Source organism: Mycoplasma sp. 6243, from assembly GCF_051200785.1.
Classification (GTDB): domain Bacteria; phylum Bacillota_I; class Bacilli_A; order Mycoplasmatales; family Metamycoplasmataceae; genus Mycoplasmopsis.
The window spans coordinates 896,047-913,544 of sequence record NZ_CP195154.1; the positions used below are offsets into that span (position 1 = coordinate 896,047).

Consider the following 17,498-nt stretch of genomic DNA (forward strand, 5'->3'; position numbering starts at 1 on the left):
TAATGAAATCAAAAGAAATAAGACAAAGATGGTTAGATTTTTTTGTATCTAAAAATCACTATATTGTTGAATCAAAAAGTTTGATTCCACAAAATGATCCATCATTACTTTGAATTAATTCGGGTGTAGCAACCTTAAAAGAATATTTTTCAGGAAAAAAAATTCCACAATCTCGACGTTTAACTAACTCACAAAAATCGATTCGAACTAATGACATAGAAAATGTCGGGGTAACAGCTCGACACCATACTTTTTTTGAAATGCTTGGAAATTTTTCGATAGGGGATTATTTTAAAAAAGAAGCTATTGAATTTGCGATAGAGTTTTTATTAAATGATTTAAAACTACCAAAAGAAAAGTTATATTTTACATATTATTATGAAGATTTAGAAACCAAGAATCTGTGATTAAGTTATGGAATTTCGGAAAAACACTTGATAGCAGGGACAAAAGATACAAATTTCTGAGAAGTAGGATCTGGACCTTGTGGACCTAATACTGAAATATTTTATGATCGTGGACAAAAATATGATAGTCGTGGCATCGAACTTTTAAAACAAGATATTGAAAATGACCGCTACATTGAAATATGAAATATTGTGTTTTCTACTTATAATTCAGATGGTGAAGGAAACTATATAGAACTTAAGCAAAAAAATATTGATACAGGTGCAGGTTTTGAAAGAATTGTTTCAATTTTACAAGATGCCCCTACAAACTATGATACTGACTTGTTTTTACCAATAATTTATGAAATAGAAAAATATACTAGTTTTAGATATGATATAAATAACTATTTTACCAAAGAACCTGAGCAAAATAAAATAAATAGTTATTTTAAAATAATTGCTGATCATATGCGTGCAGTTGTTAATGCTGTTGCCGATGGTGCTAAGATATCAAATGTAGGTCGTGGTTATATTTTACGTCGTTTAGTGCGTCGTAGCGCATATATAGCAATGCAATTAGGTATTTATAAACCTTTTTTATATAAATTAGTTGATGTTATAAAAAGCACTTTACCATATGAATATGATGCCAAAAAAGTAGCACAAATTATCTATGAAGAAGAAGAAAATTTCTTAAAAACAGTTGAGAACGGAAGATTATTATTAAAATCTGAGATAAAGTCAAATCAAAAAATTTTTTCAGGTGAAATAGCATTTAAGTTATTTGAAACATATGGATTTCCAATCGAATTAACAACTGAAATACTTGCACAAGATGGAATAAGTATTGAAATGGATTCATATCATCAAGCAAAAGAAAAACATAGTCAAATAAGCCGTGGTAAAAAACTTTCAGGAATGGATAAAGTTATTAACTCATTAACCTTAATTAAAAATAAAGAAGATGAATTTATAGGATATACTGATACAAAATCTAAAACCACTATTTTACATCTGCTAGATACAGAAAAAGAAATTGATACATCTGATAAAATAAGTTATGTTATTTTAAAGCAAACTCCATTTTATGCTACAGGTGGTGGGCAAAAACACGATCGAGGATATATGCTGCAAAATGATAATAAAATAATTATCATAGATGTCTTTAAAGATAAGTTCGGAAACCATATTCATAAGGTTGAAGGTAAAATTAATCGTTTCGATGAAATAGAATGCTATGTTGATGAAAAAATTCGTCGTGGTTTAGAGAGAAACCACTCCGGAACTCACTTGTTATTTTGTGCTCTAAGAAAAGTTTTAGGACCACAAATTAAACAACTTGGTAGCGATAACAATGAAGAGCGCTTAACATTTGATTTACCAGCAGATAAAAAACCTACAGAAGCTCAAATTAAAGAAATCGAAGACTTAATTCATTTATATATTAAACAAGATGCAAAACGTGATTATTTAATTATGTCAACTGAACAAGCCAAAGAAATCGGTGCAATAATGACTTTAGAAGAAGCTGAATATATGGACCCTAAAGCAGTCCGTATAGTCAAATTTGAAGGCATTACAGCCGATTTATGTGGTGGAACTCACTTATCACATACTGCTAATTTAGAAGATTTTAAAATTACTAATGTTGAAAAGAAAGCGGCTGGTGTATACCGGATTCGCGCTATTTCATCATTTGAAACAGTAAATGAATATTTAAATGAACAAAAGGATATGCTAATTATAGAATTAAATAAAAGTATTGAAAAAGTTGAAAAAATCAATCCAAATTATAAAAAAGATATTGAGATACCAAATAATTTACAACAAGCAATTGAATATTTAAATAATCAGATACAGCAAGTTCGTAATGATTATATAAAAGAAAGTAAAAAACAGACTGAATCATTTGTTTTTGACTATGATGCAGCGGAGTTTGTTGAAATTAACAATCATAAAGTTTATTTGAATACATCAGTTGATAAATCACAAATAAAAATAGTTGCCTCAACATTGCGAGAAAAATATCCAGATGCTTTAGTTGTTTTAACTTCTTCTGATATAGATCCAATGTTAGTTGTTGCATCAAAAAAATATAATTCAAACCTTATTGCACAGCAAATTATGCAGCAATTAAACGGTAGAGGTGGAGGAAATAACATCTTAGCTATGGGAAAAATTTCTGATAACAAAAACATTTTACAACTGCTATATAGTATTAAATGAGAAAACTCAGTTTAGATTTAGGTACAAAATCCTGTGGGTTTGCAATAACTGATGAAAGTGAGATTATTGCAAGTGGTTTAGAAAATTTTAAAATGGATGAAAATGATTTTCAAGCAGTTATAAATAAAATAAAAATGTATATAAATCAATACCAAATTGATGGTGTGATTTTAGGTTACCCACTTAAAATTAGTGGTCAAAAAAGCGAAAGAACCTTAATGGTAGAACAATTTGCAAAATTACTAGAAGAAAATTTTAATATTCCTTATTTATTTGTAAACGAGCAATATACAACTAAGAAAGCTCACGAAGCTTTAATTTCAGCAGGATATACAAGAGCAAAAAGAAAATTATATAAAGATAAAATAGCAGCAGTTTTAATTTTGCAAGAGTATTTAGATTATTATAAACAAAGAAAGGATATTAAATGGAATTATCGCAAGCAACAATAACTGGTTTATGAGTATCTGCTGTTGTGATTTTTGTGGTTGGTATAGGTATATATATCGGATTACAAATTTATGCAAGATATATCAGAAAAAAATATGTACAAAAATCACAAAAACAAGCACAAATTCAGATACAAACCTTACGGAATGATATTGGTACACTCCCTTACATTCTCAAGGATGAATTTAAATCTAAAGCCGATGATTTAGATATCGAAGGGTTAATTAATACATTTTATATAAATAAATATACTTCTTTGTTAGTTATATCTAAGAATGATTTATTCCCATTTGCTTGCTTGGTTGAAAAAGTCAAATTAGCAGGTTATTACGACTTAGATGAATTTGATTTTATAAAATATAATGAAGTTCGTAGAAAACTTCCAGATCAATTTATGCAACCAGTATTACCTTATAATAATGAAAATATTGATTTTGTGGCAATTTTTAACAGTGATAAGAACCTTAATACTTTGTATGAAAATCATTATCCAAATCTCAATGCAAAAGGTATGCTTGCAATAAACCTAAAGAAATATAAAAATTCAGAAATTTTAGAGTTAGATAAAAAACTTAAAAATAAAAATATTAAACATGAAGTATCATATATTACAAATCGATTCTTGTTTATTGTAAAAAGCGATATAATAACAGATAATTTAGGAGTATCAAATGGACAATAAAAACATTATTTACCTTTCACAAGAAAAATATGACGAGTATAAAACTGAATATGAAAATTTAGTCAACATTGAACGTAAGGCAGTGCAGGAAGCACTTAAAGAAGCACGTGCTCAAGGTGATTTATCTGAAAATGCTGAATATGATGCAGCAAGAGAACGTCAAGGAATTGTTGAAGGACGTATAAGCGAACTTGAAAATATTCTTGATAATGCACAAATTATCGAATCAAAACATGATAAATCTGATAACACAGTTGGAATAAACTCGTTGGTAACCTTTTTGGTGCTGGAAAAGAATGTGGAAAAATCAGTTACTATTACCGGATCACACGATACCAACCCGTTTGAAGATAAGGTATCAATGTCAAGTCCTTTAGCAGTTGCTATGATTGGTAGAAAACCAGGAGATATTATTGAAATTGAAGCTCCAAATAAATATTCAATAAAAATCATAAATGTAGAACATTTATAAAATTAAGCTGTATTTTACTACGGCTTTTTTTAATACAACACAAGGAGAACAAAATGAACAAACACCCACACATTAAAGAAATATTATATACACAAGAATTTTTGGATGCAGAAATTAAAAAGTGTGCAGAATGAATTAATCAAACTTACCAAACAAGTGATAACTTAGTTATTGTTGGCTTATTAAAGGGTTCTATACCGTTTTTAGCACAATTGATTAAAGATGTTGAAGTTGACCATTCGCTTGATTTTATTACAGCAAGTAGTTATGCAGGAGGCAGCCAATCCAAAGGTAGTGTAAAAATAATTATGGACTTAGCAGAAGATATTTTTGATAAAGATGTTTTAATTGTTGAAGATATTATTGACAGTGGAATTACTTTAGAAAAAATTCAAAACCTTTTATTATCACGTAAACCAAAATCACTAAGAATTTTGACTTTGTTAGATAAACCATTTCATCGAAAGAATGATTTGCAAGCAGATTTTTCAGCAATAAAAGTTCCGGATGAATTCTTGGTTGGTTTTGGTTTAGATTATAAAGAAAAACTAAGAAATCTACCATATATAGGGATATTTGATAAAAAATATTTATAGACATTAAAAAAAACGGAAAATTTCCGTATTTTTAATGTCCGTGTGAATGGATTGAAAGAATAATAACTGAAAAAACAACTCCTAAAAATAACATTAATAATGTAATAAATCATTTCTTCTTATTAAATATTTCATGATAGAATTCAGGAAAGAATTCAACTAATGATGTAAAAATAAAGATACCACCTATACCCGAATAAATTAGACTTTTAAGAGGATCACTTACAAAATCACCACCATAAATACCAATTAGGATAAAGGGTAAAAATAAACCTAACCCAGCAAACGATGTAAATAATGCTTTTCAAGGGGAAAATCCTGCATCCCGTAATCTAAGGTAGAAAATGGTTTCTTCGGGTATAAGATGTAAGATTAAGGAAATGAAGTATGCTACAGTAATATCGCTTGCTTTTGATACATCGGCTGCTACTTGTGAAAGGTTATAACCAATTAATAATCCTTCTGGGATGCGATGTGTGAGTAATAATAACAGAGCGATAAGCTTTAACTTTCCTTCAGTTTTTGCTAGTAGAGTATTTTCTACAAGTTGTAATTTATCTTCTCGGTTGCTTAAAAATTCTTCATGACTGTGGGTGTGGTCATGTTCGCTGTTGCTATGTTTATGTTCGTGGACAAAAACACTAAGTTTTTTTGACTTCATCAGTTGTTTGTTTAATTTTGAAGAAATAACAAATTTTAAAACAAAAGCAAATGTTAATCCGACTAAAATTCCTCCACCTACCATACCAATATTAGATAAATAATATACTGATGTACCTTCGCCAAATATTTCAGAATGATGCGAAGCAACTTCTAATGATTCACGCAAGAAACCAAAGGAAGCAAGTATTATAAAAAAACCAGTTGAAAAAGCATATAAGTATACTTTAGTTTTTTGAATTTGTTTTTTAAATATCGGTAGCACAAATGATAAGATAATAGGAACCATCAAAAGAACGATTAAAAAGATTAGACTTAATAAAAATTTCGATAAATAAGGGTTATTTATCCCGTTGTTAATACCTAAATAAAGATTATTTAATCACTGCATTATTTAATTTCTACATTATGAAATACATCTTGTACATCATCGTCATCTTTTAATTTTTCAGCAAAATCTAATAATTTTGCTTGTTTTTCCGCATCATAACTTACATACATATTTGGAATATATGTAACTTCACATTGGACAAAATTATCAATTTTAAACTCTGTTTCAAGAACGGATTTAAGCTCACTAAAGTTTTCAGGCTGGGTTAAGATGACAAATGTTTCATTATTACTTTGTACATCATCAGCACCATTTTCTAATGCGATAAGCATTAAATCATCTTCTGAAATATTTTGTTTGCTAAATTCGATAATACCTTTTTTATCAAATGAAAAAGGTATCTGTCCAGTTTTTCCTAAGGTTGCATTTTGCTTATTAAAATATGCTTGGATATTCGATTTAACACGATTTATATTATCAGATAAAGTTACAACAATAAAGGTAGCACCACCACTAATAGTAGCATTAAAAATTAATTCTGTATATGATGAACCATCTTTGTTCCCTGCTGCCTTAGCGATTGCTCTTTCGATATTGTCTTTTGGCATATTTTTTGCTTTTGCTTTTGAAATAGCAAGTTTTAAAGTAGGATTTTTATCTGGATCTGGTCCTAATTGAGCAGCAACAAAAATTTCTTTTGAAAGTTTTTGAAAAATTTTTCCTCTTGCTGCATCTTGGGCACCCTTACGGTGTGCAATATTAGCTGAGTGTGAATGTCCTGCCATAATGTCTCCTATTCTACTGGTTTTGGTTTAAAAACAGGTTGTCTTTTATGTTCTGTATTTTTATGTCTATATTCTATTTTGTTGATTATATCTTTTGTTAAGTGTTGTTTAATAATTTGTGGTTTATCAAGGTGATTTATATAAAAATCTAATTGACGATATGAAAAACCAAGTTCACCTTCATCTGTTTGTCCATCTCATAAACCGGCTGATGGCTTTTTATTTATAATACTATCTGGTACACCTAAAAGTTGAGCTAGATATGCAACTTCACCCTTTGTTAGTTGACAAATAGGTAATAAATCTGCTCCACCATCACCGTATTTAGTAAAGTAACCTATATATACTTCATCAGCATTATCAGTTCCTAAAACTAAATAATTATTTTCTTGTGCTATTGCATATAAAGTTGTCATTCTTAAACGTGGCTTAATATTAGCGATTGAAAGAGGGTTTGCTAGGTTTAATTCCTTGCTTATTGCCTTAAATGCAGCACCTAATTTAATAGTTTTAAACTTTGTGTTAAACCTTTGTTCAAGTGCTTGTATATCTGCTAAATCGGCTTGTAGCATTGATTGCACCGGTATTACAACCCCAATCGTATTATCTGTTACAGATTTCGCTAAAGCATATGTTAACGATGAGTCAATTCCTCCGCTAATTCCGACAACAAATCCTTTTGCATTTGCTTTTTGTAACATATCATTTAAAAAAGTTTTTAGAACATCTATATATTCATAAGCTTTTTGCTCATTAAAAGAATGTTCAAAACCATTATAATTGGTAATTTTACTCATACTTACCTTTCTACATAAGTTATATTATATAATAAAATTTGTTTTTCTATATAAAAATTACTATATAGTAATATAAAATTACTTTTAAGTCTATTATCTAGACTTAAAAGTAAAAAAAACCCATAATAGGGTTATTTTTAGTCTTCTACAACTGTTGCTGTGTCTTCGTCGGAATTTTTTGTTTCAGATTTTGTAGCATTTTGTTGTGCTGCATAGTTTGCAAAATCACGCATTACATTTTCTACTGATTCTAATTTTGTTTTTAATGCAGGAATATCTTTTTTATCAATTAATTCTTGTAATTCGTTAATAAGTTTTTCACTCTCTGCTTTTGCTTTTTCATCCATTTTATCACCTTGTTCGGCAGTTGCCTTTTTAATTTGGTCGATTAATGATTCAGCACGAACAATGGTTTCAACTTCTTCTTTGCGCTTTGCATCTGCTTCTTTGTTTGCTTCTGCTTCTTTAACCATTCTTTGAATTTCTTCTTCAGAAAGTTTTGTTGAATTTGTGATTGTAATTTTTGCATCTTTATTTGTTTTTAAATCTTTAGCAGTAACAGTTGTAATACCATTAACATCAATTGTAAAACTTACTTCAATTTGTGGTACTCCACGAGGTGCAGGTTCAATTCCACCAAGATTGAATTGACCTAAAGTCTTATTATCTGATGCCATTTGTCTTTCACCTTGCACAACACGGATTGTTACTTCGGTTTGATTATCAGCTGCTGTTGAGAAAACTTGTGATTTAGTTACAGGAATTGTGGTATTTCTGTTGATTAATGGAGTTGCAATACCTCCCATAGTTTCAATTCCTAAGGTTAATGGTGTAACATCTAATAATAAGATATCATCAATATCACCTGCTAATACAGCTCCTTGAATAGCGGCACCAATTGAAACGACTTCATCAGGGTTAATTGAGCGGTTAGGTTCTTTATTTAAGGTACGTTTTACCATATCTTGCACTGCAGGCATACGAGTTGATCCACCAACTAATAATACTTCATGCAAATCCTTAGCAGTAATTCCAGCTTCTTTTAAAGCATCTTCAATTGGTTTTCTAGTGCGATCTAATAAATGTGATGTCATTTCTTCGAATTCGCTACGCTTTAGGTTTAATTCAACATTAACAGGTCCATTTTCTGTCATTCCAAAGAAAGGAATTGCAATAGTAACTTGTCCTTGCTCAGAAAGATCAATTTTTGCTTTTTCAGCAGCCTCCTTAAGACGATTTAAACGAGTTTTATCAGTTCCAACTTCAAATTTATAAACATCTTTAATTTTCTTAGTTAATCAGTTTACAATTTCATGATCTCAATCATCTCCACCTAGGTGGTTATCACCTGAGGTAGATAATACATCAAATGTTCCATCTTCTACTTCAAGAACTGAAACATCAAATGTTCCTCCACCAAGATCATATACTAATACTTTCATTCCTTTATGATCTTTATCAAGACCGAATGCTAATGCAGCCGCTGTAGGTTCATTAATAATTCTTAATACATCTAATCCTGCTATTTTACCAGCAATTTTAGTTGCTTCACGTTGTGCATTGTCAAAGTATGCAGGAACAGTAATAACTGCTTTTTTAACTTTTGTTCCTAATTTTGCTTCAGCATATTCTTTCATATATGAAAGAATCATTGCTGAAATTTCTTCTGGTTTATAGTCTCTTCCATTTACATGAACTGTTTTATCAGTTCCCATAAGTCTTTTAATAGAGATAACTGTATTTGGGTTAGTTTCAACTTGACGTTTAGCATTATCCCCTACAATTTGCTCTCCGTTTTTAAACGATACTACAGATGGAGTAGTTCTTTTACCGTTAGGGTTTTCTAAAACTACTGATTTTTTTCCATCCATAATTGTAACTACTGAATTTGTAGTTCCTAAATCTATTCCTAAAATAATTTCTTTTGCCATGATTTTCTCCTTAATAGTTTTTTGTTTTTGTTTGTTATATAGATTAATTATAACATAATTTAGCAAACAAAGAATTTAATTGCTAATTTTTTTTGTCAGTATAACTGATGCAGGTTTAATTAAACGTGAGTTTAATTTTAAACCATATGCTGTAACTTTTTTTACTATATTATCAATATCGGAGTCGATAAAATCAACTACTGCTTGTGAACTTGGATCAAATTCAGTTTCAAGTTGTGGATTAATTATTTCAACACCATTACTTGAAAAAACATCTTCAAATTGTTTTAAAACAATATTAAATCCAATTGTGTAATTACGAGTTTCCTCAGATGTTGAACTACTTCCAAAGTTAACTGCCATTACAAGGTTGTTATAAGGTATAACAAAATCTTCAAAGAAAGATTGCAAAGCATAATTTTTAATATCATTTCGTTCGTTTTCGAGTTTTTGCTTTTGATTTTGGATTTCTTGTTGTAACATCTGATCTGCCTTTTTTGATAACTGCGATGCTTTTTCTTTAAACTCTGTTTGTAATTTAAGTATATCTAAATCTTTTTGAGCAATTTGTTGTCTTAAAAGGAAAACTTCTGCTCTTAGTTTTGCAAGTTCTTCTTTGACCCCACCTTCTTCAACTATGCTATCATCTGAAACAATATGGTTTGAATTTACATGTGTTATTACTAACCTAACTGTTTTTCCTGCAAATTTTGGATCATCGAACTTTTTAGAATAAGTAAATTCAACCTCTAAAACTTTCTTATATTTACGACCAATGATATATTTATCTAAATCTGGTAAATATTCATTATTTCCTAAGGTAATTGTAGTATTTTTATCATATTCTTTTTGATGGTGACCATCTAAATAAAGACGAAAATCACCTGTTATTTTATCTCCATGTTTATATTTTTTATTAAACATATTAACCTCTTTTCTTTAGTAAAATTTCTAAAACATTTAATGCTGTTCGCATTGCATCGTAATCAGATGCTTGAGCACCAATTACTGAAACCTCAGTGACATTGCTATTGTTTTCGATTCGCTTAGACATATATGTTCGTTCATCGTTAATTGATATTTTAAGTTTTTGATCATTTTCAACACTTTCTTCGATGCGATCTCAAACAGAATAGTTTTCGATTAATTCTAACATCTTATTTAATGTCTCTCTATTTATATCATCTCTTAAGATAATATTCGATTTACCAAAAACTTTATTTTGAGTAATGTGATTAATTTTTTCTGTAAAAACCTGAGTAATAAATGAATCGATTACCTTTTGATAATTCTTAATTTGTGATGCAAGCGGTTCAGCAAGTGATAAAACATGGTCTGCTAACTTATCTAATGGGATATCAATAAGGCGATCTTTAAATATCTTTATCGCAATTCGTAAGTCATTAATGCTAACATCTTTATCAAAAGTAATTATTTTTGAAAAAACTTCTCCATTTGAAATTACCATTACAATCGTGGCTCGATGTTGATCTAATGGAACCATTTCGATGCTTTTGAGCAGATGCTTTTGTGATAAATCAGTTGTAACTAATGTTAAATTAGTAATTTCTGAAATAATTTTTGCTGCTTGCTCAATAGTTGTGTCTATTTCATTTCTTTTTTTGTCTAAAATCTTTTCAAGTTTTCTTAACAACTTTTCTTCATATGTTTCTGATAAAAAGTTTGCATAATAGCTCAGTCCTTTTGATGTCGGGATGCGACCACTAGATAAATGCGGTTTTATCAAAAATTCCTTGTTTTCTAAATCATTCATTAAATACCGAATTTTAGCAGGTGAAAAAGTTATTTCATTAAATCTTTTAATAAGTTTTGCACTACTTACTGCCTCACCTGATTCAATATATAAAAGCACAGTGTACTTTAGAATTAACTCATGACCTTTGTTTATTTCCTCTTTAATCATAATAATATTCTAGCACAAAAATAAAAATTTAGCAAATAAATAATTAAATTGCTAAATTTTTACCCAAAATGCAATCTAAAAAGCTACACTATAAAAATTAGACTATTGTGTAGCTTTTTTGTATAACCACAAATATTTTCAATAATAAATTTACGATATTAATTTAACAAAAGCAAAAATAATTTTGAACTTACAAAGTCATTAATCCCAAAAGTTAAATTTTAAATTTAGTAACTTTTTTTATTTTTTATGCAAAGCTTAAAAATAAAACCTGCTTTGTAAACTGAGTTTGCAAAGTAGGGAGTTTTTTGTTTCTTTTTACAAAAGAAAGTTCCCCTACCTATTTTGCCATTAGGAGGGCAGAGAGGGTGGTGAAAGTGCAAAACAGATAAATGTATTGTATGTATATTTTACAAAGAGAAGCTTTGTTTTTGTTATTTCTAAATAAAATTATTACGGTTGTAAAAACCCCTTTTCTATCTAGTGAATAGAAAGGAGCCTCTCATTAATAATTTTACCCTGAAAACAAGAATTTGATTAGAATTTTTATTAAAAACAGAGAAAAAATCACTAACTGAAATTTCAACAGAAATGAAAATTTCACGTTCATCTATCAGCAGAGAAATAAAGAGAAATTCTCATTTATTTGGTTATGATGCTTATTATATGCAAGAAAAATGTGAGATAAGAAATCAATGAAAAAAGCATTGTATTTTAAAATCACACATGCATAAATATGATATATTTTCGCAAATTTTCCATAGCAAATTTAATAAAAGAAGTTTTGGAATCGATGTCACTTATCAGTATATTAAAAATACTCAAAAGTGCAAATACCAAACTTTAAGAACAGTATTCAACTGAATCGAAAGTGGTGTTTGAGTTATAAGCAGAAAAGACTGTTTACGCAGCAAATATAGAAAGAAACATCCAGATGACTACAAAAGTGGAGTAGAAAAATTAGTAGGAAAAAGATGGATTCGTCCTTTTTGATCTCGTCCAACTAGTATTGCAGAAAGAAGTGAATATGGACATTGAGAAGTCGATTTAATCATAGGAAGAAACCGTGCAAAACATAGTCATTTACTTATTTTCACAGAGAGAATTACAAGATATGGAATTATCATTCTTCTACCAGAAAAAATCCTTGAAAGATTAATCGATTACTTTGAGACACAATTAAAAAAATACAAATTAAATGTTAAATCAATTACACAAGATAATGGTTGAGAATTTAAGAGTCTTTTTTATTTAGCATACAGATTACAAATTTATATCTACAAGGCAGACCCATATGCATCGCAGCAAAAGGGTGGGATTGAAAATTTCAACGGACTGGTTCGTAGATATTTTCCAAAGGGCACAAACTTCAATAATGTCACAGAAGATCAATTACTTTTAGTCCAAAACGAAATAAATAAAATGCCTCGAAAACTTTTTAAATACCAAAGTTCAGATGAGTTATTTTATCATTACAATTATTTTTTAGATCCTTGAAAACCTATACCAGATGAAGAACCTTTATATGCTTACAGTTATTTAAAAAGACAATCAAATACATCGAAAAATAAATTTTTCAAGAAATATAAATAGAAAATTAAACTAGATAGAAAAAGGAATATCAGTAATTTTTGATTACTGATTTTGTTTTCTTTCTTTTTTTCTTTTGTGAAAAATATAAGTAAACAAAAGAAGACAAATATTGATTTTTAAGTCTTTATTCGTCTTCTTAATCATTGCATTTAGTGTAGCTTCTTTAATTGCAATTCAGCTAAAAATTTAGCAAATAAATAATTAAATTGCTAAATTTTTATTTTCTGATGTTTGGTAAATTATATCTTCATTAAATACCTTTTGATAGGTTGTTATGAAATTAGAATATAAGTCATCATAAATAATATTTCCTTTATTTATTTGATCAAAATGATATCCTCAGATGATAAAATAAAAAATATATAATCTTTCTTTTTCATTATGTATTTGTTCTTTATGATTATGTATATCTAAATTAACTTTTTTATTTATACTATGATAATCGAAATAAAATTTCTTTACTTGTATTAAATTCTCAAAAAAAGGCTTTGGTATAAAATAATTACAATAGGAAAAAGTAAAGCTATTTATCAAATTTTTTATTTGGTTTGTTTGTTTTTTAAATAATAAAGTGTAAAAAATAAGTAATAATAAAGGAATTATAATATCAACTGCCCCTGGAATGTAAGCATATGTAAGATAATTAATAGAGAATTTATAATTTGAATAATTTTCACTAAAATTAACTGCATTAGAAATTATTCTGTTTTTATCATAAATAATATTATAAAAAATAAAATTTAAAATAATAGCAAGTAGACAAAAGATTATATTCAACAATAAAATAAAATAAAACTTTTTCATTAACTTAATAAAAGAATTAGCACCTTTTTTAAAGATGACATTAGTTATGGTTTGATTAATTTTAATTAATTTATGCATTTTATAAATTGAAAAAGTAGATAATCTTTTTAAAAAGATAAAATAAAAAATGATATAAATATTAAAAATTACTAACAGTATATCTACAACAGAGTTAATTGCAAAAAATACAAAAATCATATTTTATACCTTATTTATTGAAATAATTAATATAGTTATAATACATACCTATATAATAACTTTGATGTTCTGTTTGTTTTGACAGATGCATATTGTAAATAAAAAAAGCAAGAATATAATATGTATTTTCCTTAAAAACTTTTCTTATTGTTTTAATATCTATTTTGTTATATATCATCAAAAAAGAATAAATATGCATATAATTTATCGGTAATAATCCGTTGTTTTTAAACTCATTTGGTAATCATTTTTCATAGTTTACTGTTATATTCTTCAATTTTGAATCAAAATGTTTTATTGCTTTCAATGAAAATTTAATATGTTTATATACAGTTAGAAAATATGGTGTATATGCTATAAAACTCATTATAACAGCAGGAAGAATATAATAAACTATTTGATTATCATAACCTGATAAAAAAGTCATATAATTCATTGATAATAAAAAAGAAATTTCAGATATGAATAAGAAGATTATTACAAATAATACAATAAAAGAAATAAAGTTGTATTGCTTTGCTTGAATTTTTATAATATTTCACCCGTTTATAAAGTGAATATGATAATTTTTATTGGATTCAATGTCTCTTTTATATGTATCTATTAAAATATAATAAAAAATATTTAATCTAAAGTAATATACAACAGAAAAAATAATTGGATTTATAAGGAAATACATAAAAACAGAAATAAGTAAAATTGCTAAAAATCACATATTTATCCTAGATTATCTAGTTTAGTCTTATTTGGTAATTTTCTTATATACCATATGTTTTTAGCAGGATTATATACTTTTTGAAGTCCTCATTCATACAGTTGTCATTCTGAAACACTAAGCATCTGATCAATAGTTTTAAATTCACCTGTTTTTAAATTCTTAAATAATAGATTTCTACCCCCTGTTCCACCATTTTCATAAGAATCTGTTTGAACAGTTTCTTTCATTACAACTCATTCAATTTTTCTAATATCATCTAAGTATTTGTTGATTTCATTTAATTTACTTGTAAGATTTAACAAAAACTTTTGAATTTCTTCTGTTTCTTTATTAAGTTTGTTTAATTCATCTATACTAACACCTAATGAAGCAAGATCAATTCCTGTAAAAGTAATGGATGGTATTGCTTTAACAAGTTTTGATGCAAAACTACCAACAGATTTTAATTTTTTATAATTCATTGCAATTCTAAATACATTACCAGTTATACCGTTAGTGACACCCCATATATAATTAAAAGCTGTGTATCAGTCATCAAGTGAGGTTGTGTTAGATTTTATGTTAAGCAATTTATTTATAAATTCTTTTTTTGATAATAAAGCTTCTTTTTGATTTTTAAGTGAGTCTATATAAAATGTTATTCCTAGAGATACCACAGAAGTGCCTACACTAACAAAAGCAAAAATAAACGGAAAGAAAAAAGATAATACTGATGATAACACAGAAGCAGCTGTCGTTGCTATTGATGCTATTGTTGCATTTTTTATTTTAGATTGTATTGAATTAATGTTATTTTCTATTATAGAATAAACTTCCTTAATATTTTCTGCTTCGGCTTCTAATTCATGAAATTTAATGTTTAGTTTTTTTGAATTAACTTCATTTTGGTCTATATTTATAGTATATCTCAAATCATTATTTATTAGAACTCTTTTTATGTTAGATTTTACTTTAACTTTTTTTATTTTCTTTGTAATATCATTAACAATAGAATTAACAGAAATTTCGAATTCTTCTATAAATTTTGAATATATTTGATGAATATTATAATCTATGATTTCTTTTTCTTGGTATGGAGCAATTTTTCCACTCTTTTTCAGATTTACAATATAATAGTCAAACATTTTCTTAAAATCTTGAAAAGAAATTAAATTTTTTAAACTTTTGTTCTTTTTTTCAGAATTTAAGAAACGAAAGAAATTGTCACCATTTAATTTGTTTGTAAACAACTTTTCATCAATTGTTTTCATTAAATATTCATAATCAATAAATGTATTAATTCCTGTATTTGATTGATTCATATTTTCAGGATTATGATTTATTTTATATTCGTATACTGGCATATTTGTAATACTGCTTAAACTAGCAATCGGATCACCTAAATTTAATAATATTTTCTTCATTTTAACTCCTTATATAAATTTTATGAAAATATTTAAGACAACCTATCAATCGACATTATAAAAATTCTTGTGTATTTTAATAAAATCTAAGTTATATCCTATAAAAAGGTAAGTAGTATATATAATAGCATCTTATCAGAAAAATTTAAAAATTTTTTTGAAAAACCCGCAAAATAAAGCGAACAAAAGTAATCTTTTGTTCTTTTGCTTTATATTTTGCAGGTTTTTCAATACCAAATCGAAGTTTAACCAATATTTCTAAATCCGTTTGTTGCTCTAAAACTTCTGTCAATATTTCAGTTATCAAAAATATGTGCTAAAAGCAGTGATAAACTTTCCGAACTAGGAAATGAAACCTTTCTTTTTAAAATCAATTTCATATTCGAGTTTAAGGATTCAATTGGATTTGTTGTATAAATAGATTTACGCTTTTCAGGTGGAAAACCAAAAAATGTTAATAAATTTTGCATTTGCAAAAGATATGAGACTTCTTTTTTGTAACCTTTTATGGTTCATTTTGATACAAAGTTTTCTAGTTCTTTTTGTGCTTCAGTTTTATTACTTCGTTTGGCAATTAACATAAAATCATTAGAAATTTCTTTACGATCTGAAACCCTTACTTTAGACACAATATTTCTTTGAATGTGTATAAGACATCTTTGAGTCTTAGATTTTGGAAAAATTTCATTTACAACATTTTCTAAACCAGGTAAGTAGTCAAAGACAAAAATTTCAACTTCTTCTCACCTTGTTCCTTAATTTTTAGTAATAATTCTCTAAAAATTCCTTTGTTTTCATTTGGACAAATTTCAAAGTTTAGCACTTGCTTATAGCCATTTTCGTCAATTCCCATAACGATATTTATAGACTTCTTTTGCATAACTTCCTCGTTTGATGGAAAAATAAGAAGAATCAAGAAAAATTGCTTGAAATTTCTTTGGTAGACTTTCTATTTTGGAATTCATCTACCTTTTCCTTTGTAGTAGTAAAGATATTAGAAATTGTTTGTCTTGACATTTTTATGTCTGTAGAATTCTCAATGAAATCAGTGATTTCTTTATAAGAACCACCTAGTTTGCAAAAAGACATTATCATCTGAGTAAGATCATCGCTTCTCCGACTATATCTGGTAAATAATTTACTTTTAATTCTTCCTGCTCTATCTCTTGGAACATTTAACAATGCTTTTCCAATAGGTGTATCTAGTGCTTCTTGTATAATAACCATTTCGTGTATTTTTCTTTTCATATTTAGAATTTTCAAATTCAAATTTTAAGTTCTCATCAAACTCTTCTTTTAAGATTGCATTCATTATATTAGTAATGATGTCTCTTGAAAATTCTGCTACGAATTTAAACCCATTTTCTTTTATTTCATTAATCTTTTCTGAAATTAACAAATTTTTTGATATAATATCTGTCATGTGTTCTCCTTTGTTTTATTTCACTTACAATTTTAAAGGAGTTTCACTCTTTTTTTAATATTTTTTTAAAAAATCTTTTTTTATGAAAATGACTCAGTTATGGATACACAACTTTT

17 protein-coding genes and 1 pseudogene are annotated in these 17,498 nt (G+C 27.4%); 6 read left to right on the plus strand and 12 right to left on the minus strand.

All coding sequences use genetic code 4. The features are described from left to right. Positions 1 to 2: 2 nt before the first annotated feature. The 5 genes from alaS to hpt are packed head-to-tail and all read left to right on the plus strand — an operon-like array spanning position 3 to position 4,815. Positions 3 to 2,630, plus strand: coding sequence for an alanine--tRNA ligase (gene alaS / locus ACR82Z_RS03690; RefSeq protein ID WP_435128960.1), 2,628 nt, complete (start codon positions 3 to 5; stop codon positions 2,628 to 2,630). After that, entirely contained in the window at positions 2,612 to 3,067 is a 456-nt protein-coding gene (gene ruvX / locus ACR82Z_RS03695; protein ID WP_435128963.1) for a Holliday junction resolvase RuvX, read from the plus strand. Before alaS ends, ruvX begins: the two co-directional genes overlap by 19 nt. Further along, entirely contained in the window at positions 3,043 to 3,747 is a 705-nt protein-coding gene (locus ACR82Z_RS03700; protein WP_435128966.1) for a BC85_0335 family putative methyltransferase, read from the plus strand. Before ruvX ends, ACR82Z_RS03700 begins: the two co-directional genes overlap by 25 nt. After that, positions 3,737 to 4,219 carry a transcription elongation factor GreA gene (greA, locus tag ACR82Z_RS03705; RefSeq protein WP_435128969.1) on the plus strand — a complete coding sequence of 161 codons (483 nt, stop codon included), beginning with the start codon at positions 3,737 to 3,739 and terminating at the stop codon, positions 4,217 to 4,219. The genes ACR82Z_RS03700 and greA overlap by 11 nt, the downstream gene beginning before the upstream one ends. 53 nt (positions 4,220 to 4,272) lie before the next feature. Then, positions 4,273 to 4,815 carry a hypoxanthine phosphoribosyltransferase gene (gene hpt / locus ACR82Z_RS03710; protein WP_435128972.1) on the plus strand — a complete coding sequence of 181 codons (543 nt, stop codon included), beginning with the start codon at positions 4,273 to 4,275 and terminating at the stop codon, positions 4,813 to 4,815. Between the two features lie 31 nt (positions 4,816 to 4,846). On the opposite strand, the gene ACR82Z_RS03715 is transcribed toward hpt, so the two are convergent. The 6 genes from ACR82Z_RS03715 to ACR82Z_RS03740 form a co-directional block, all read right to left on the minus strand. Next, the gene (locus ACR82Z_RS03715) at positions 4,847 to 5,866 is read right to left on the minus strand and encodes a ZIP family metal transporter (protein ID WP_435128975.1); all 1,020 of its coding nucleotides are present in this window, start codon (positions 5,864 to 5,866) and stop codon (positions 4,847 to 4,849) included. Further along, complete coding sequence (locus ACR82Z_RS03720) at positions 5,866 to 6,591, minus strand: YebC/PmpR family DNA-binding transcriptional regulator (RefSeq protein ID WP_435128978.1); 726 nt, start codon at positions 6,589 to 6,591, stop codon at positions 5,866 to 5,868. The genes ACR82Z_RS03715 and ACR82Z_RS03720 overlap by 1 nt, the downstream gene beginning before the upstream one ends. An 8-nt stretch (positions 6,592 to 6,599) precedes the next feature. Beyond that, a complete protein-coding gene (gene nadE / locus ACR82Z_RS03725; protein WP_435128981.1) occupies positions 6,600 to 7,388 on the minus strand; it encodes an NAD(+) synthase in 789 nt (262 codons plus the stop codon). Positions 7,389 to 7,525: 137 nt separating this feature from the next. Then, positions 7,526 to 9,319 carry a molecular chaperone DnaK gene (gene dnaK, locus ACR82Z_RS03730; protein WP_435128983.1) on the minus strand — a complete coding sequence of 598 codons (1,794 nt, stop codon included), beginning with the start codon at positions 9,317 to 9,319 and terminating at the stop codon, positions 7,526 to 7,528. Positions 9,320 to 9,394: 75 nt separating this feature from the next. Beyond that, the gene (grpE, locus tag ACR82Z_RS03735; RefSeq protein ID WP_435128986.1) at positions 9,395 to 10,243 is read right to left on the minus strand and encodes a nucleotide exchange factor GrpE; all 849 of its coding nucleotides are present in this window, start codon (positions 10,241 to 10,243) and stop codon (positions 9,395 to 9,397) included. Position 10,244: 1 nt separating this feature from the next. Then, entirely contained in the window at positions 10,245 to 11,243 is a 999-nt protein-coding gene (locus tag ACR82Z_RS03740; RefSeq protein ID WP_435128989.1) for a heat-inducible transcriptional repressor HrcA, read from the minus strand. 483 nt (positions 11,244 to 11,726) lie between these two features. Between ACR82Z_RS03740 and ACR82Z_RS03745 the strand changes: the two genes are divergently transcribed. Then, the gene (locus ACR82Z_RS03745; protein ID WP_435128990.1) at positions 11,727 to 12,836 is read left to right on the plus strand and encodes an IS30 family transposase; all 1,110 of its coding nucleotides are present in this window, start codon (positions 11,727 to 11,729) and stop codon (positions 12,834 to 12,836) included. Positions 12,837 to 13,037: 201 nt separating this feature from the next. On the opposite strand, the gene ACR82Z_RS03750 is transcribed toward ACR82Z_RS03745, so the two are convergent. From ACR82Z_RS03750 to ACR82Z_RS03775, 6 genes and pseudogenes are all read right to left on the minus strand, one after another. Further along, entirely contained in the window at positions 13,038 to 13,838 is an 801-nt protein-coding gene (locus ACR82Z_RS03750) for a hypothetical protein (RefSeq protein ID WP_435128993.1), read from the minus strand. 10 nt (positions 13,839 to 13,848) lie between these two features. Further along, positions 13,849 to 14,553, minus strand: coding sequence for a hypothetical protein (locus tag ACR82Z_RS03755; RefSeq protein WP_435128996.1), 705 nt, complete (start codon positions 14,551 to 14,553; stop codon positions 13,849 to 13,851). A 2-nt stretch (positions 14,554 to 14,555) separates the two neighbouring features. Then, complete coding sequence (locus ACR82Z_RS03760) at positions 14,556 to 15,959, minus strand: hypothetical protein (RefSeq protein ID WP_435128998.1); 1,404 nt, start codon at positions 15,957 to 15,959, stop codon at positions 14,556 to 14,558. 245 nt (positions 15,960 to 16,204) lie between these two features. Then, a pseudogene (locus tag ACR82Z_RS03765) lies at positions 16,205 to 16,839 on the minus strand (IS256 family transposase). Next, positions 16,821 to 17,186 carry a transposase gene (locus ACR82Z_RS03770; RefSeq protein WP_435129001.1) on the minus strand — a complete coding sequence of 122 codons (366 nt, stop codon included), beginning with the start codon at positions 17,184 to 17,186 and terminating at the stop codon, positions 16,821 to 16,823. Before ACR82Z_RS03770 ends, ACR82Z_RS03765 begins: the two are co-directional and overlap by 19 nt. Beyond that, a complete protein-coding gene (locus ACR82Z_RS03775) occupies positions 17,119 to 17,382 on the minus strand; it encodes a transposase (protein WP_435129004.1) in 264 nt (87 codons plus the stop codon). The genes ACR82Z_RS03770 and ACR82Z_RS03775 overlap by 68 nt, the downstream gene beginning before the upstream one ends. Positions 17,383 to 17,498: the final 116 nt, after the last annotated feature.